Here is a 16,839-nt window from a genome sequence, read left to right on the forward strand (position 1 = left end):
CTTCCCCCGGAATACGATGAAGAGGTGGAAGTCAGACGCGTTAAACAAAGCGGCGAGATAATGTTTGACGGCAAAAACTACTATTTGACCGAGCTTCTGGCCGGGGAACGCGTAGGGCTGGTTGAGACCGATGAGGCTTGGCATGAGATACGATTTGGCTTGCACCCGATTGGAGTTCTTGATTTAAGAAACGGGAAGGTCAGACCCAAAGTAAGAAAAGTGTAACCCATGTCCATAGGTTAAAATGTAACCCACGTGAATGTTGAACACTGGGGGATTTAGAAAAAGGGGGCAAGGAGGGATTTATCGCCCTTTTCTCTGCCCTTCTCTTTATCTCACATCCCATACAAACAGAGGCAGTTACATATATATTTCAGAGGCTTGCATCTCTTTGTGCATTTTTCTATCTTCTTTCAATTGTTTTATATATTAAGTGGAGGATTGCCCCCTACAACCCCCTCCCTCGATGGGAGGGGGCGAGGGGGAGGGTGACATCTATACTACTTTACATTGCCAGCATCCTCTCAGCCATACTTGCCATGAAGACAAAGGAGAATGCATTTACCCTTCCAGTTGTCATAGCCCTTTATGAATTCTTCTTCTTTAAAGGCTCCTTAGGCAAGAGAGTTCTTTATCTTATTCCATTTCTTTTAACTATGCTTATTATTCCCATTACTCTTATAGGCATCGATAAGCCTGTTGGAGAGATAATAAGCGGGCTTGGAGATGTCACAGAAGGATATGGAGGAATATCAAGATGGGACTACCTTTTTACAGAGTTCAGAGTAATCACCACATATATAAGGCTTTTGTTTTTACCGATAAATCAGAATATTGGGTATGACTATCCAGTCTATCATTCGTTCTTTGACATTCAGGTGCTTTTGTCATTTCTATTGCTATTGTCTATATTTGGCTTTGCTATTTATCTTTATGTGAGGTCCATGTCTTCAACAGTATTGAAACTTATAGCTTTTGGAATATACTGGTTTTTTATAGCACTTTTAGTTGAATCAAGCATAATCCCGATTCCAATGGTAATTAACGAATATAGGGTTTATCTGCCATCTGTAGGTGGCTTTTTAGCATTCATTGCAGGAGCATTTCTATTTATGGAAAGGCTCAAAAGCAAAAAGATACAGACAGCTATATTAGCATTTTTGATTTTAACACCACTTGTGCTTTCATCTGCTACATATCTACGGAATGCTGTATGGGGAAGCGAGATAAGTTTATGGAAGGATGTGGTAAGGAAGTCTCCTAAAAAGGCAATGGCACATTATAATCTCGGCATTGTTTATTATGAGCAAGGCTTAATTGACAAAGCCATAGAGCAATATCAGATTGCCATAAGCTTGAAACCGGATTATGCAGAGGCATATAACAATCTTGGCCTTGTTTACTATGGAAAAGGCTTACCTGACAAAGCAATAGAACAATATCAAATTGCATTAAGACTGAAGCCGGATTATGCAGAGGCATATAACAATCTTGGTATGGCTTACGGAGTTAAAGGCTTAATTGACAAAGCCATAGAGCAATATCAGATTGCCATAAGCTTGAAACCGGATTATGCAGAGGCATATTATAATCTTGGCATTATTTATATTGATAGGGACTTAAATAAAGCACACAAAGAATTCAAAAAGGCATTACAAATAAACCCGGACTTCCATGAGGCACGAAAGTTTCTTGATTACTTAAATAAAATTTAAATCCAATTAGTAAAGAGGGTAGCAGATTACTCTGCCGCCCTCTTTAAGTTTACTTTTCTTATTTTCTCTGGTCGTGAGGCACCATTACAACATTAGATGTTGTTGAGCTATTCCCTGCATTATCAGTAACGACTACTGTAATCTCATATCTACGACCATCCAAATCATTTCCATTTCGCCATGCCTCTAAGGGAATCGTTGTATTAAACCCCTGAACTTTAGGTTCAATACTTCCATACTCATCAGTTACAGTAAAGACTACTTCCGCTACTCCTGATAGACTATCTTCTGCTCCACCGCCTATTGTTACATTCACGAGCTTATGATTTGGAGGCCATAAGATAGAAGGGTCTGCGGATAAGCTCACAACAGGTGGAGTTTTATCGAGCCTTACAGTAATGCTTTTTGGGGTCTCCCTGCTGAGCAGGGAAACTGCATAGGTTAATACTCCAATACTTTTTCCCATTACCCTCTGTAACATCTTACCCTCCTTAGACTTTGATTAGTTATCCACTGAATAGTTTCAAACATTTAACCATATCGCCCCCCTGAATTTCAAGTTTACTCTGTTAATGAATTGATAAGTTTTATAAATAGCTTTCTGAGGAGGAGTGTATAACGGGGTTTCTTATTCCAGAAAAAATCTATCTCTATTTCAGGGAAGAGCTCTCTTCTCATGCCTTTAGAGGCTTTCTGCTAAAATATACAAATGTGGTTTTTTGAGTCATATCCGGGCATGTTCGTTTCCCAGTCTGTCATCCATTCCATTGTTGCCCTGATTATAGTAGAAAGGTCATTTGAGATATGGAAGGTAGATGCGCCTCTTTTAAGGTTCAGATACAGGCTTTCCGTTATTGTCCTTCCAGTGTTCATGTTTCCGATTTTTCAGCTTATAAATCCTGAGAGAGGGTCTTTTTATTTCAGGCATGACACTGCAATATTCGATAGCCTCGGATGGTTTGAGCTAAAGATATGGGATGGTGTTACCGTAGGAATCGTATTCTTCTGCCTTGCCCTTGTCTTCACATCCACTTTAATGCTCCTTCAGGAGATAATACCTTTAATAAAAGATATTAAAAAGAAAAGGCGTAGCCATATGCATGAGGCAGAAGGGATTCGTGAAATCCTAAAAGAACTGATTAAGGACAAACAGGTTTCTCCTACGCCGTCTGTGCTTATTGTCTCAGAGGAAGACCCTGTGATATTTACCTCAGGTGCAAAAAATCCTGCTATTGTGCTTTCGGAGTCCATGATTGAAATGCTTGAGGAAAAAGAGCTTAGAAGTGCCATTGCACACGAGGTTGCACATATAATAAGAAGAAGCAACCTAACAACACTTTTTATCTTTGCAGTAAGACTTATCATGTTTTATAACCCGGTAAGCCTTCTTGTATTCAGGAGAATACTTCAGGATGACGAGCAGGTCTGCGACGACATCACAGTGTCCATGACAAAAGACCCTTATGCACTTGCCTCCACACTCAGGGTATTTTATCTAAAAAATGTAGGAGAGCTCTCTAAGATAAAGGCAATTAAAGAGTCTATCGAGTCTTCAAGTCATAACCTTCTTCTTGAGGAAAGAATAGAAAGGCTCGAATCCGCCGAGGCAGGCAGACACTATGCCTTTATGTGGGGTAGATATGCACTGACATTAATGACGATTATTGGAATAAATTACTATATAGTGTAGGAGATTAAATGTCGAGACTCAAAATGCTTCTTTTATTCCTGATTAACCTATCTATCTTAGTGCTGGCACTAAGGCTTCTAAGCTGGGTTCCGCTTGCCATAGAGGAAAACTCCGTAAGGAGATGGACGAGCAAGGAGGCTGTCATGGAAGAGATGAAGCTAAGAAAGCTCTTCATGCCTTCTTACTTCCCCCAGTATTTGAGATGGCCTCCATCGGAGATACTTGCTGGAAAAACTCCCTCTCCTTCGGTCCTGATGCATTTCAGTCACAATGAAACCAAAGAGATAGTCCTTGCAATCAGTCAGAGAGCCTTAGAAGGCAGAGAGCTTAAATCGAGAATCGAGCCATCGGTGATTAAAAAAGAAGAAATAGTCATGCTAAAAGGCAGACAGGCAAAGCTTTTACAGGGCTTGTGCCCTGATAGCAGAAAGCCCTGTAGCAAGCTCACATGGCAGGAAGGACAATACATCCTTACTGTTACAAGCAGAGACTCAATCGCAGAGACCATTAAGATAGCAGAAAGCATGCTCCAATGAATAAAATCTCACCGAGTGCGAGGGTTAGGGGTATTTTCGAGCATAATTAGGATATTTTTCCTACTTGAAATAGGAAGTTCTTCCAATTGTCCTTCAAGTCTCCTTTTGTTATCCTAAAATCAGGATGAAGGAAAACAGGGAAAGGAGGAAAGGCTTGAATAAAGCTGTAGTAACTTAGTAAACTTAAGAAAGGAGAACGAAGATGTTAGGACTAAAGAAAATAGGTGGCGAGACAGTAGGGAAAGGCAATTACTGGAACATCTCAACTGGAGAAAGGGTACACATGGATAGCGCGGGCATCCTTCCTGGAGACGAAAAAGCCCACTATTACAAACTTCCGCCTCTTGTGATGCTTTTAACAGCTCCAATAATTGGGCTTCTTTATGCAGTGTTTCTTCCATTCATAGGCATAGCAATGCTTATAGTCGTGGCAGGAAGAAGGCTGTTTGGAGGCTCAGCTGCTTTAAGAAAAGGAGCAACATTTAGCTGGAAGCCCAGTGAGGCATACTTAGCTGGAAAAAAGAAGAAAAACAGCACAGAGAAAACGGAGAAAAAGGAATGAAGTTTGACCGAAAAGAGGCCCCCTATACCATCACTTAGAGGGCCTCTTACAAACCTATTTGGCGGAGGATAAATGCAATATCGTTATATACTGTTTGCATTTCTCATATTTTTTTCTCTAATCTCCTCTGGAGACGCATATCAGCCTACAGAAGAGGTTCAGATATGTCTTAACTGCCATAATGACAAAAGTCTAAGCACTACATTTAAAAGCGGTGAGCGATTGTCTCTTTTTGTGGATGATCACAGCCTCAGAGACTCTGTTCATTCGGAACTGTCATGTTCGAACTGTCACAGCGATTTCTCGGTAGAAACCCATCCCCAAAGGGCATTTAAAACGGCAAGGAGCTATAAGGTCTCAGCCTCAAAGCTCTGCACTAACTGCCATGCCCCAAATAAAGGCATCCATGCAAAAATGCTCAATGCCGTCAAGGTGCTTGTATGCACAGATTGCCATGGTGCACATTCGGTAAAAAAGCCTACAAAGGAGAACTCCTGCATTAGCTGTCATAGATTCAGTCTGTCCATGACATTTGCAGATGGCAAGAGTATCTCCATCCATATAGATGAAGCGGACATTCAGAAATCCGTTCACAGCAAGCTTCGCTGTTATGACTGCCACTTTGGTTTTTCGGCAGAGGAGCATCCGGAAAGAAAGTTCAAGACCCGAAGAAACATTACCCTTCTTAACTCAGAAGGCTGTAGGCGCTGTCACTTCGACAAATACACAAAGACCCTCGAGAGCATTCACTATGACATCTTAAGTCAGGGCAACCTGAATGCGCCTGTGTGTGTGGACTGTCACGGTGGTCATTCCATATTCTCAGGCAGAAAGGAAAAACTCCTGAATGCAAGGAGATGCGAGAGGTGCCATTCAAAGATATACGAGGCATACTCCCAGAGCGTTCATGGAAGCGCTTTAGTTTCCGAGCACAATCAGGATGTCCCTGTATGCTCTGACTGTCATAGGGCACACGATATAATAGACCCAAGAACCGTTGACTTCCGCAACATGACCCCTGGGATGTGCGGAAACTGCCATGCAAACGAAGAGCTTATGTCCAAATACGGTCTTTCGACAGCAGTTCTTAAGTCTTATTTAGAGGATTTTCACGGAGTAACAGTAACATTTTATAGAAAGCAGAAAAACGCAGTCAGGCACATTGCAGTATGCACCGATTGCCATGGCATACACGATATTACAAAAACAAAGGGCTCTGATTCCGCAGTTCTAAAGTCAAAACTCCTTTCTCGGTGCCAGAAATGCCATCCCAATGCCGCAGAGAATTTCCCTGATGCATGGCTGTCTCATTATGAACCAACATTCAAAAGGGCTCCGCTTGTTTATGCCATAAACCTGATTTATAAGATATTCATACCGTTTATGTTGATAGGACTAATCCTACAGATACTTCTTCACATATGGCGGTATGCAGTTAACAGGTAAGAGGAGGCTTGATATGATTAAAGGGCACGAAAGATATTTCAAAAGATTTGGGCTTTATAGGATATTGGAGCATCAGGCAAATGCCCTCGCATTTCTTGTTCTCACAGTAACCGGGCTTGCCCAGAAATTCCATACCTCGGGCTGGGCTGAATGGATTGTGCTGTCATTAGGCGGCATAGACACAGTAAGGGTCATTCATAGAACCACAGGGTTTATATTTGTCATCTTTCTCTTCGAGCATATATCGGTAGCCGCTTACGGACTGCTTTTCAGAAGGTGGGACCCATCTATCATCATACACAAAAAGGACTTCACCGATGTCATAGATAACCTTAAGTATTATTTCGGCATCACAGACAGCCCTGCAAGATGCAACAGATATGACTATAAACAGAAGTTCGAATACTGGGGCGTTGTCGTTGGCGGAATGTTGATGATAGTAACAGGGCTTACGCTCTGGTTTCCAACAGAGCTCTTCAGGTTACTGCCGTTTCTTCCCGGGCAAATCATTCCTGCCGCAAAAGCCGCCCATTCAAACGAGGCACTGCTTGCTATCTTGGTCATCGTCACATGGCATATCTATAACTCTATATTCAGTCCAGAGGTCTTTCCTCTGGATACTACCATCTTTACAGGGAAGATTTCCGAGGAAAGGATAATACACGAGCATCCACTGGAATACGAAAGAATAACAGGTATAAAACTTACGCATACTCCAGCCAAAGACAAAGACAACCAGTCTGACACCTTACAATAGCATCCTCAGAGCCTTTATATACGAAAACAGGGCTATCCTGCCTGAGCCTTTATCGAGCCATAGCCTCAAGGCAGACTCCTGAACAGATGGTATCTGATGAAGGGAAACGAATTTTTCCACTAATTCCTTATTTCTGCCAAAGAGGCTCCAGAGTCTTTTCATAAATCTATATCTACTTAAAAAGCGTTTCCTCCAGAGCCTTTTATAATCGGATGGATTACCTTCTACGAGTGCCACTGCCAAAAGCTCTGCTGATTTCATGGAATAATATATGCCCTCAAAGGTAAAGGGCATAACCTGTGCACCCGAATCTCCTACGAAAAGCACCCTCTCGTTAAGGGCAGTAAACCTGTCCTCTTCATTCCATAGAGGAACCCTGTATCCCCTCCTGCTACCTTCCGAGGAAAGACCCCTTTTTTTAAGAAAAGCCTCATGCTCGGACTTAAGCTCCACTGACCTTAAAGCACCTGTGCCTACTTTAATGCCTCCTTCCTCTGGAAAAACCCATGAATAAAGGTTTGGAGATGAGCCAAACCAAAACTCGCATGACTCTGTCTGCCTGGCATCGAGGGTTTCGGAAACCGTAAAAACGGATTTAGGTGGATGTATGTCCAATCGAGACGAAACCCTTGAGTTAATTCCATCTGCCGCAATGATGTAATCGGATATTATCTCTTTACACACGCCATCTACTGAAACCTCCGAGACGATTGAACTTCCAGTTGAGATAAATCTTTCGAATCGTCCCTCTATGACCTTTGCTCCTGCCTTTTCAGCTAAAGCCCTTAAGACAGAGTCAAAAATACCTCTCTTTACAATCCCGATAAAACCATTTCTAATGAGAACCATTGCCTCTTTGCCTTTTGGAGAGATTAGCCTTATAGAGTTTACTTCCTTTTTTATAACAGCCTTTGGAATATTCAGCTCTTCAAATAAAGAGGAGGGCACTGCGCCACCACATGGCTTTTGAAATGTCAGGTCTTTGTCTATGAGTATGGTGTCTATATTGTTTTCAGCAAGAAGCCTTGCCGAGGTAGCTCCAGCAGGTCCTCCGCCTATAACAAGAACCTTAGTTTGCATCAACCTCAGAAGCCCGGGGGAAAAGGACAGTGTATGCGGGCTTTTCTAACGGAATTATTAAAAAAGTATGCTGAGACCTTAAAGAAAAATCTTCCGACGCTTCCTGACACTGTCCCATCCCTGTTTTCTCCCCATGACAGTGTCTTTTCATTATTGTTTATGGCAATTATGAGGTATATATGCTCGGGCTTCATGCCTGCAATATCCTCCTCGCTGGGAATCGCAAGGCCCTTTGTAAGGCCAAACTGTGTATGAGAATGAAAGTCTCCTATAATCTGTAACTTGTCCAATTTAGTAAGAATCGGCTCTATCTTTTTATGGTCTTTGCTATGAAACACAACTGCCTTATGTTTCCTTCTTGCAGTCTGAACACTAAATGCATGCTCAACGATAAACCTATCTGCAAGCCTGTAGCCCAACAGAAACCCAAGGCATTCCTTTTTATATACCTCTGCTGAAGACAAAAGGATGTCAACAAAGGCATTCTCTGAAAGATATACCCTCATTGGAGATGCCTCAAGCATTATTTTCTAATGGGCACCCTCACAGTCAGCACAGGGCAAGGTGCATCCCTTACGACCTTTGCGGCTGTAGAGCCAAAGATGACCTTGTCAAGCCCTTTCCTTCCGTGAGTTCCTATTACTATAAGGTCAATCTTGTTTTCTCCTGCAAATCTGAGGATTTCCTCATGAGGGATACCCTTGATTACAATCCTCTCGATGTCCTTATAGCCTCTTAGCTCCTCAACACAGCATCCCTCAATCTCTTTCTTTGCACCAGTCTCCATGTCCTTAGAAAGTTCATCCATGCTTGTGTGGGGCACATACCAGCCCGATGCCCTTACGACATCGTAAATCACATGAAGGATATAGAGTTTTGCCCCATATTTTTTAACGAGGTCAGTAAGAAGTGGCACTGCCACCAGAGAGCCCTCCGAGAAATCAGTCGGATAAAGAATCCTTTTAACCTCCATACTAAGCCTCCTTTAAAAGATTAATTATATGTCCCGTTACCCCTCTACAAATCCAAACCTGTGTAATTTACAAGGTTATAGTATAACCTTGCCCCTATAGCATCTTCAAGCACTATACTATCATTTGTCAAGCCAATTTGGAAGTGTCCTCCTTGCTTTACTTTACAGGGGAGGGGGGTGGTATGCTAAGTCCTTGATTTTTAATGATTCTGCCTTCACTTTTCTTCATTTTCGTTCACTTATGTGCAGTTTTTGTTCACTTTTCTGTCATCCTGAACCACTTTCCGTCATTCCGACTTGTTCGGAATCCTTTTTCAGAAGGACTCCTACCCCTTTCAAACTATAGTTAGATAATAGCACCTCCAAAACCCTTTGTCAAGTAAAAAATGAACTATGGTTTTCATTCCTCGCCACTCTCCCGTCATTCCCCGCCCGTCACCCTGAACTTGTTTCAGGGTCTCAGTAAATCATTGATTTTAAAGAGATGCTGAAATAAATTCAGCATGACGGACTATGTGTTTTATCAGTTTTTAGACAGGCTCCACATCCCATATTTTTATCAACCAAATAGGGCATTTCTAAATTGGCTTGACACATTGCAAAATTTCCCTTGAAATTAGCACATAAAGTATTTATAATTCACTCAAGAGGATAGACATAGGGACATATGGAAGACATAGCATTACTTAAGAGGATTGAATTCTTTAATGGGCTTACTACACTTGAGCTAACACAGCTAAGCAGGATTACGGAGAGAACCACTTTTAAGCAGGGACAAGAGATAGTCACGCAGGGTGCGGTCTGCGATGCAGTGTATATCCTTAAGGATGGCTCTGTAAATGTGATAAAGGATGGAAAGCTTCTTATAACCTTAGATAAAGGCTCTCCTATAGGGGAAATCTCGTTTGTGGATGGAGGACCAAGGTCAGCCTCTGTAACTGCGGAAACAGATTCTGTTTTAATCAAGATACCTATTAGTGCCTTTGTAGAGCTTATGAGTAGGGAAAAAGATATTGCATGCAAGATATATAAGTCTATTGCAGTAACACTCTGCCAGAGGCTCAGGGATGCAAACGACACCCTGCTTTTGCTTTCCGGTGGAGAGCAGGAAACCTGAAAATTTTTAATAGACATTCTCTGTATAAGGTGCTATACTTTTTTAAGACTTTATAGAAAGGAGGGTAATGTATGAAAAAGACACTGGCAATATTGCTGGTAATGCTTCTTGCCTCTACAGTCGCCTTTGCAGGCGATAAAGGGGATAAGGACTTCTGGTCAAACCTTAAGGGCAAGATCGAGAAAGTAACTCCAAAGGGCTCTCAGGGCACAACTGCGGTTGGAGGAGTAAGAGGGGCAAAGGACGAAGGAGAGTCTCTTTACTGGAAAGGCAAAGCGCCTGAGGTTTCAAAGGAGGAGCTGGAGAGCTTCAACAGCGCGCTTGATTCTGCAATAAAGGGACAGAAGACAGATGCAATTGCAAAGTTTGAGGCTTTCCTTAAAAAATATCCTTCGAGTGCCCTTGCAGTGGATGCAAAGGAGTCCCTGAAAAAGCTGAGAGAATAAACTGTAGCAAATTTGCAGCATCCATTGGATAAAATGATACATGCGTAGAGGGGAAAGTGGTTGATTTTAAAGGATTCCCCTCTGGCATTTTATTTGCAGGGTTAGGCGCAAAGAGCTCTGTTGTTGGAGGAGGATATATGAGAAAGGTTTTGTTTGTTTTATGTTTACTCTCTCTAATTGCCATTCCTGCTTTAGCAGTTGCCATCGGCATTGAGGTTGGTGTTGGTGTGTGGAGCGAGGAGCCTTCAGGCACATTATCCTATAAGCCTGTGGCTTTAACCGATAATCTGGACTTGGAAAGAGACCTTAAATACGACACCGAGACCCGTGCCTTTGGAAGGGTAAAGATAGATATGCCACTTGTCATCCCCAATATCTATATAATGGCAACCCCAATGAGCTTTAAAGGAAGAGGTTCAAAGACTGCTAACTTCAGTTGGGGCGGAAAAACATATGATTTTACTCAACCATTTGACTCGGAACTTTCAATGGACCATCTCGACATAGCCTTCTTTTATGGCATCCCGGGCTTAAAGAAGCTCACCCTCGAAAAACTCAATCTTGAGCTTGGGCTTAATGCAAGGCTTATAGATTTCTATGCAGAGGTAAGCGGAACTGAGGATGTCACAGGCAATTCTATTAGGGAATCAAAGAGCCTTACAATCCCAATTCCAATGCTCTATGCAGGCATTCAGGTTATGCCCATAAAGAAACTATCCATAGAGGCAGAGGGAAGAGGCATTGCATATGGAGGTGACCACTACTATAGCCTCATAGGAAGACTAAAGGTAAAGACAGTAGGTCCCCTTTTCATAGCAGGCGGATATAGATATGACGACATAAAGTTTGAGGAAAAGGATATAAACGCAGAGGTCAAATTTCAAGGACCCTTTGCAGAGGTAGGTCTCAAGTTTTAAATGCAGATTTTATTAAAAAAACTTGACAAAAAAAGGCACATGGTGGTATAAAGTTTAGAACTTGTTATTTGAAAGCATAATTTCATTTTATGGTAAAGCTTCCATATGGAGGCAAAGCTTGTATGGGGAGGTGATAAAAAGAGCCAGATAAAATAGATAAAGGGCAAAGTAAAGCATCTGCCTTAGGCGGATGAAAGCATGTGGCTGTCAAATATTATATGGCAGTCAAACTAACTCGGAAGGAGGGTTAGAAATTGAAGAAATTCTTAGCAATAGTTTTAAGCAGTCTTTTCGTTTTAGGTATTGCAGGAGTGGCATTTGCTGTTCAGGCAGAGATTCCTGCTGATACAACTGCGGTTACTGCAAAAGGTGCAACCAATGTTACCATTGACGGTAGCATCAGAATCCGTGGTGCGATGAGTCAACTTGACATGGACAGTGATGTAGGTGGCACAAGCTCATCCTATGACCACAGGGTAACACTCGGTGCAACCGCAAAGCTTGAGAAGGTAACAGGCAGAATCCTCTTTGAGGCTGGTGGTGGTGCAAGCTCAGATGTTTATACCCCAGGCACTAATGATGGTGCTACAGGTGTCTATACGCAGGGCAATGCAAAGCAGTCCACACCAATGCTCCTTGAGTCCTGGATTCTGTATAAGGGTGACAAAGTTGGCTTAAAAGCAGGTCATATGCCTTTAGCATTAGGAAACAATCTCTTCTTCAACCACACAAAATTCGGGGATGATGCAATAGTCCTTTTCATGGACCCTACAAAGGAGATTCATGTAGGATTACTCACAATAAAGATTGATGAGGAAAGCTCTGAAGTCAAGGGTAATACAGAGGATTCAGATGCATATGTAGGACTTATGACATTTAAGTCAGAGGCATTTAATGCATCTGCGGATATAACATACCTGATTGATGGAGACTTTCTGGCAGCTAATGGACTTAAGTTCTATAACATCGGCTTAAGAGGAGATACAAAGGTTGGTCCTCTTACAGTCAAGGCAGACCTTGAGCTACAGTCAGGTAGTGTAGAAGAAGGCGTCTCAGCAACTCAGGACTACGACTTATCAGGCTCAGCCATTATGCTTGGCGCAAGCATGAAGCTTGACCCTGTCTCATTAAGCCTTGAGATTGGAAGAGGCTCTGGTGATGACTCTGGAACGGCTAATGAGCTTGAGACTTTTGTAACAAGCTTAGGCGCTGGTGCACCTTATCCAGCATTCATCTATGGGCCAAGGGTAAAAACAGCCGCAAATGCTACTAACACAGGTATAGCCAACACACAGTATATAAAGGTTGGTGCAGGTGCAAAGGTTGGTCCTGTTGATGTGAAGGCTGACCTCCTCTTGCTAACAGCAGTTGAGGAAGTAGACCTCGGTAGCAGTGGCACAAAATCCGATGACCTTGGTATGGAGTTTGATGCAAAAGGAACATATAAGCTCGCAAAGAACCTCACATACTGGATAGAGGGTGGATACTTTATGCCAGGCGATGCATATAAGACAGCAACAAAAGATGCTGACAGTGCCTGGGCATTAAGGCATGGATTAGAGTTGAGCTTCTAAGTAAGCTAAAGTAGAGAATCTTTAAAAGGCGTTCCCGACTATTCGGGAGCGCCTTTTTTCTGTTTGCAAATAAAACAGTCCTTTTGCTATCCTTACCATGTATGGCTGAATTTTATTTTAAAATAAAAACACCCCTCAATGTTGAAATTAGAACTACTAAGGAGTACTGGCAATACCTCATCACTAAAAAGCATAAAATAATGGAAAACAAAGAGGCTCTTGTAAGAGAGACCTTAAATCAACCCGACGAAGTCAGGCAGAGCAAAATTAATAAAGATGTTTTCCTTTATTACAGGAGATTTGATAAACTATATTGTATAGTTGTAAAACACACAGGACAGGAAGGTTTCCTGATAACTGCTTATCCTGTGGACAAAGTAAAGGAAGGAGAAGTGGTATGGACAAGGTAGTGGTTTATTATCATAAAGACTCTGACACAATGGATATCTGGTTTGGTAATCCAGAGGATGAAGTTATATGCGAAGAAGCCGGCGAGGGGATTATCTTAAAGAAAGACAAAGATGGTAAGGTAATAGGCATAGAAAAGCTGTATGTAAGCAGGACAGTCGGTGCCAGCCAGCCATTGCCGGTTGAATTAGTGGTTGCTTAATAGGAGGGATAAAAGAATGATGACCTATGTGCTTATTTTCCTTTCCATTATTGCAGTTGGTGGTTTGATTTATGCATTGTGGGAACGAACCCATCCTAAAAAGCAATAGAGCTGTTTTATATTCTTGTATTTGGTCTTGGCTTGCATTTAGCTTTAGCCTATCTTAAACTTTCCTTATGTCAGGCATTGCAATATGGCTAACAGGGCTTCCAGGAAGTGGTAAAAGCACAATCGCAGATGCCATTAAAAAAGAATACCCTGAATTTATCGTCTTAAGCATGGATGCCTTAAGAAAGGTTGTTACACCGCAACCTTCATACTCAGAGACTGAAAGGGATATACTTTATCGTGCCCTCGTATATATCGCAAAGACCCTCACAGAGCAAGGAAATAATGTAATAATCGATGCAACTGGAAATCTAAGAAGATGGCGTGAGCTTGCAAGAGAGCTTATCCCCGGATATATAGAGATATATCTAAAATGCTCCCTTTCTACATGCATGGAAAGGGAAAAGAAAAGGTTCAACACACATGAGGCACCTCATGATATATATGAAAAAGGGAAAAAGGGCTGGCCCGTTCCAGGGCTTACTGCTCCATACGAGGAGCCACTTGCCCCTGAGCTTACATTGGATACAGACTCATTAAGTCCTAAGGAGTGCCTGAGGGCTATAAAAGAGCTTTTAAAGAAAGTTTCTACCTTCCCCCAATCTGCCGATAGGAATTTGCATTCTTCCATGTAAAGCCCCTCCCCCCTAACCCTCTCCCGTCAAAGGGAGAGGGGACAATTTAAAAATCCTATCGCTGTTTCAGTGTCCCCCCTGTATGGGTTCAGATACATGTGAGACTGAAATGTTGTATAAAAATTATTTTTATTTCCCACCCACCCTGTCTTAAGGTATGGGGGCAAAGCACCCATGCCCCCTGAAAAGAATCTCCTTTACAGAATTAGGGGATAGGGGGACTTTGTCCCCCCTATAAAAAAATAATTCCCCTCCATGAAGGGTGGGGTCGATAAAGCAAATCGCATTTTTCCTTACAGGACAGGTTTTTGCTTCCTTTTAATTACCCTCTCCCCTTGCGGGAGAGGGCTGGGGTGAGGGGGGTATAACTTGTCTCATATGTCCTGAACCCATACAGTTCCCTTGACAAAGAAGACATTATTTTCTTATTCTCTTCTCAACGGGGAGACATCATTTTTTTATTCCCTCCCCCTTGACGGGGGAGGGATAGGGTGGGGGTGATTAAAATTTGAATACCTCTGCTAAGAATCTCAGAAAAAGACAAACTGAGGCGGAGAAATTATTATGGAGACATCTAAGAGCAAAACAACTGGAGGGTTTGAAATTCAGAAGACAACAGCCTGTAGATAATTACATAGTTGATTTTGTCTGTTTTGAAAAACGGATAGTGGTTGAAGCGGATGGCGGACAGCATGCTATGGAAAAAGACATTGAAAGAGATAGCTACCTTAAAAGACATGGCTTTAAGATATTAAGGTTCTGGAATAATGAAATTCTGACAAACATAAACGGAGTGTTAGATGTGATAAGGGAGAATTGTTTAAAATCACCCTCCCCTTAATCCCCTCCTGTCAAGGGAGGGGAAAGAAAAGCAGCTTCTATAAGAGTCCTTCCAGATGAACTAATAGGAAAGATACAGGCAGGAGAGGTAGTTGAAAGGCCCTCGTCTGTTGTAAAGGAGCTTATCGAGAACTCCATAGATGCAGGAAGTAAAAGGATTGATGTCGAGGTCAAGGGTGCTGGCAAAAGGCTCATCAGGGTCTCTGACGATGGCTATGGGATGCAAAGGGAAGATGCACTCTTAAGTCTTCAAAGGCATACGACAAGCAAGATTACAAATGAGGAAGGGCTTTTTGATATAAAAACAATGGGCTTTAGAGGCGAGGCACTTCCATCGATAGCCTCTGTCTCTCGGCTCCTTCTTATAACAGCCCCAAAAGGCATGAAGTATGGCGTATCCATAGAAACAGAAGGAAGTCGGATAATAAATGTAAAGGATATTGCCACGGTTGGCACAACTGTCGAGGCAAGAGACCTTTTCTTTAATACACCTCCAAGAAGGAAATTCCTTAAGACAGACCGAACAGAGCTTATACACATCGTCGAGACACTGACAAGGCTTAGTCTTTCGCACCCACATATAGGCTTTAGCCTTAAGGCAGATGACCTCGATATGATGGACATCCCTAATGCATCCACACTCAAGGAAAGGCTCATGCAGGTCTATGGAGCAGAGTTCTTAGATGGGCTAATAGAGATAAACTCAGGAGATGTACCCTCTTTCAGGGCATTTATGTCAAAAAAAGACAATCTAAGGGAGACAAGGTCTCATCAGTATATATTTATAAACAGAAGACCTGTAAGGGAGCAGTCCATAACCCATGCGGTTTATTCTTCATATGACCAAACAGGAAGGCATCCAATATTTTTTGTTTTTCTTGAGATTAAGCCTTCGATGGTGGATTTCAATGTGCATCCTACAAAGCAGGAGGTCAGGTTTTCCGATAAGGATTTAATCTACAGGCTCATAAAAGAGGGTATAATGGAAAAACTCTATCTCAAGACCGAATCGACTCAAAAACCTGCTGAAACTTCTGTTTCGTTTTCAGGGACCTCTTTTTCGGAAGAAGGACTATCAGGGGTTTATCGCATAGAAGAGGCACTCTCCCTTAGGTATAACATAGATTTGCCATTCATATATCTTGGGGATTCCTTTGTAGCCTTTTCAGATGAAGCAGGAGGCATTACACTCATAGATGTTCATGCCGCACACGAAAGGATTCTCTACGAAAAGCTCCTTAAGGGAGTGAATCTTGAAAGTGTAGAAATGCTTTTCCCTTCGCAGGTAAAACTAAGCACAAAGGAATATATGGTCATACTCAAGCACATGGAAATTCTCAGGGACTTTGGCATTGTGGTTGAGGACTTTGGGCATGAGAGCCTTCTTATTCGCTCATTGCCTTTGGCACTTTCTCAAGCAGACCTAAGAGGGATCCTTTCTGATATATCTTCTGTTATTTCTCAGGCTGAAACAGGATATGAGACTTCAGGGATGTTGTGGAGCCTGAAGGATGCTGTTTCGGCAAGCATTGCCTGTCATAACTCGATAAGGGGAAAAAGGCTTCTCGATCAGGACGAATTAAGGGCACTCCTAAGGGACCTTAATGACACAGAGCATCCAGAGACCTGCCCTCATGGAAGACCAACAAGGGTCTCATACTCGCTCGATGACCTAAAGAAGCTTTTTAAGAGAAAATGAAGGTATCCACTTATATCTTATTTATCTTACTATTAACCCTGATTTTCAATCATCTGCTGGCAGGGAAATCATTTGCAATACCTGAGTTTTCCGAAAGGACAGGCGAGGGCTGTAGGACATGTCATTTAGATGAG

The 16,839-nt window shown here is 42.2% G+C and carries 20 protein-coding genes; 16 read left to right on the plus strand and 4 right to left on the minus strand.

The annotated features are described in order from the left end of the window. The coding region (locus HY805_05775) for an integrase (protein ID MBI4823722.1) at positions 1 to 225 on the plus strand (225 nt) is incomplete at its 5' end. 263 nt (positions 226 to 488) lie between these two features. Then, positions 489 to 1,715 carry a tetratricopeptide repeat protein gene (locus tag HY805_05780; GenBank protein MBI4823723.1) on the plus strand — a complete coding sequence of 409 codons (1,227 nt, stop codon included), beginning with the start codon at positions 489 to 491 and terminating at the stop codon, positions 1,713 to 1,715. 58 nt (positions 1,716 to 1,773) lie between these two features. Here the strand turns inward: HY805_05780 and HY805_05785 are convergent, their stop codons facing one another. Then, positions 1,774 to 2,196, minus strand: a complete 423-nt coding sequence (locus HY805_05785; protein MBI4823724.1) for a hypothetical protein — start codon at positions 2,194 to 2,196, stop codon at positions 1,774 to 1,776. 228 nt (positions 2,197 to 2,424) lie between these two features. Here HY805_05785 and HY805_05790 point away from each other — a divergent pair, with 228 nt between their 5' ends. The 5 genes from HY805_05790 to HY805_05810 all read left to right on the plus strand — a co-directional run bounded on the left by HY805_05790 (position 2,425) and on the right by HY805_05810 (position 6,706). Next, positions 2,425 to 3,405 (plus strand): M48 family metalloprotease, encoded by a 981-nt coding sequence (locus tag HY805_05790; GenBank protein ID MBI4823725.1) that lies wholly within the window; start codon positions 2,425 to 2,427, stop codon positions 3,403 to 3,405. A gap of 8 nt (positions 3,406 to 3,413) precedes the next feature. Further along, positions 3,414 to 3,941, plus strand: a complete 528-nt coding sequence (locus tag HY805_05795) for a hypothetical protein (protein MBI4823726.1) — start codon at positions 3,414 to 3,416, stop codon at positions 3,939 to 3,941. Between the two features lie 202 nt (positions 3,942 to 4,143). Next, positions 4,144 to 4,503, plus strand: coding sequence for a hypothetical protein (locus tag HY805_05800; GenBank protein MBI4823727.1), 360 nt, complete (start codon positions 4,144 to 4,146; stop codon positions 4,501 to 4,503). A gap of 72 nt (positions 4,504 to 4,575) precedes the next feature. Next, positions 4,576 to 5,949 carry a cytochrome c3 family protein gene (locus tag HY805_05805; GenBank protein ID MBI4823728.1) on the plus strand — a complete coding sequence of 458 codons (1,374 nt, stop codon included), beginning with the start codon at positions 4,576 to 4,578 and terminating at the stop codon, positions 5,947 to 5,949. Then, on the plus strand, positions 5,933 to 6,706 hold the full coding sequence (locus HY805_05810) for a cytochrome b/b6 domain-containing protein (protein MBI4823729.1): 774 nt from the start codon (positions 5,933 to 5,935) through the stop codon (positions 6,704 to 6,706). Before HY805_05805 ends, HY805_05810 begins: the two co-directional genes overlap by 17 nt. Here the strand turns inward: HY805_05810 and HY805_05815 are convergent. Genes HY805_05815 through HY805_05825 form a run of 3 tightly spaced genes read right to left on the minus strand, consistent with a single transcriptional unit; the run spans position 6,698 to position 8,759 of the window. Next, complete coding sequence (locus HY805_05815; GenBank protein ID MBI4823730.1) at positions 6,698 to 7,786, minus strand: geranylgeranyl reductase family protein; 1,089 nt, start codon at positions 7,784 to 7,786, stop codon at positions 6,698 to 6,700. The two genes, HY805_05810 and HY805_05815, sit on opposite strands and share 9 nt — an antisense overlap. A gap of 5 nt (positions 7,787 to 7,791) precedes the next feature. Then, positions 7,792 to 8,310, minus strand: coding sequence for a Mov34/MPN/PAD-1 family protein (locus tag HY805_05820; protein MBI4823731.1), 519 nt, complete (start codon positions 8,308 to 8,310; stop codon positions 7,792 to 7,794). Continuing rightward, entirely contained in the window at positions 8,310 to 8,759 is a 450-nt protein-coding gene (locus HY805_05825; GenBank protein MBI4823732.1) for a universal stress protein, read from the minus strand. Before HY805_05825 ends, HY805_05820 begins: the two co-directional genes overlap by 1 nt. 667 nt (positions 8,760 to 9,426) lie before the next feature. Between HY805_05825 and HY805_05830 the strand changes: the two genes are divergently transcribed. The 9 genes from HY805_05830 to HY805_05870 all read left to right on the plus strand — a co-directional run bounded on the left by HY805_05830 (position 9,427) and on the right by HY805_05870 (position 16,705). Then, on the plus strand, positions 9,427 to 9,876 hold the full coding sequence (locus tag HY805_05830; GenBank protein ID MBI4823733.1) for a cyclic nucleotide-binding domain-containing protein: 450 nt from the start codon (positions 9,427 to 9,429) through the stop codon (positions 9,874 to 9,876). 71 nt (positions 9,877 to 9,947) lie between these two features. Next, the gene (locus HY805_05835) at positions 9,948 to 10,322 is read left to right on the plus strand and encodes a hypothetical protein (GenBank protein ID MBI4823734.1); all 375 of its coding nucleotides are present in this window, start codon (positions 9,948 to 9,950) and stop codon (positions 10,320 to 10,322) included. A gap of 137 nt (positions 10,323 to 10,459) precedes the next feature. Further along, positions 10,460 to 11,239: a TIGR04219 family outer membrane beta-barrel protein gene (locus HY805_05840; protein ID MBI4823735.1), complete on the plus strand. Its 780-nt coding sequence runs from the start codon at positions 10,460 to 10,462 to the stop codon at positions 11,237 to 11,239. A 254-nt stretch (positions 11,240 to 11,493) separates the two neighbouring features. Next, complete coding sequence (locus HY805_05845) at positions 11,494 to 12,813, plus strand: alginate export family protein (GenBank protein MBI4823736.1); 1,320 nt, start codon at positions 11,494 to 11,496, stop codon at positions 12,811 to 12,813. A 101-nt stretch (positions 12,814 to 12,914) separates the two neighbouring features. Further along, positions 12,915 to 13,223: a DUF4258 domain-containing protein gene (locus HY805_05850; GenBank protein MBI4823737.1), complete on the plus strand. Its 309-nt coding sequence runs from the start codon at positions 12,915 to 12,917 to the stop codon at positions 13,221 to 13,223. After that, a complete protein-coding gene (locus HY805_05855; protein MBI4823738.1) occupies positions 13,211 to 13,423 on the plus strand; it encodes a DUF2283 domain-containing protein in 213 nt (70 codons plus the stop codon). The genes HY805_05850 and HY805_05855 overlap by 13 nt, the downstream gene beginning before the upstream one ends. Positions 13,424 to 13,599: 176 nt before the next feature. Further along, the gene (locus tag HY805_05860) at positions 13,600 to 14,166 is read left to right on the plus strand and encodes an adenylyl-sulfate kinase (protein ID MBI4823739.1); all 567 of its coding nucleotides are present in this window, start codon (positions 13,600 to 13,602) and stop codon (positions 14,164 to 14,166) included. A 508-nt stretch (positions 14,167 to 14,674) separates the two neighbouring features. After that, positions 14,675 to 15,007, plus strand: coding sequence for an endonuclease domain-containing protein (locus tag HY805_05865; GenBank protein MBI4823740.1), 333 nt, complete (start codon positions 14,675 to 14,677; stop codon positions 15,005 to 15,007). Between the two features lie 219 nt (positions 15,008 to 15,226). Further along, positions 15,227 to 16,705 carry a hypothetical protein gene (locus HY805_05870; protein MBI4823741.1) on the plus strand — a complete coding sequence of 493 codons (1,479 nt, stop codon included), beginning with the start codon at positions 15,227 to 15,229 and terminating at the stop codon, positions 16,703 to 16,705. The last annotated feature ends 134 nt before the right edge of the window (positions 16,706 to 16,839 follow it).

The organism is Nitrospirota bacterium (assembly GCA_016207905.1).
Lineage (GTDB): Bacteria > Nitrospirota > Thermodesulfovibrionia > Thermodesulfovibrionales > JdFR-86 > JACQZC01.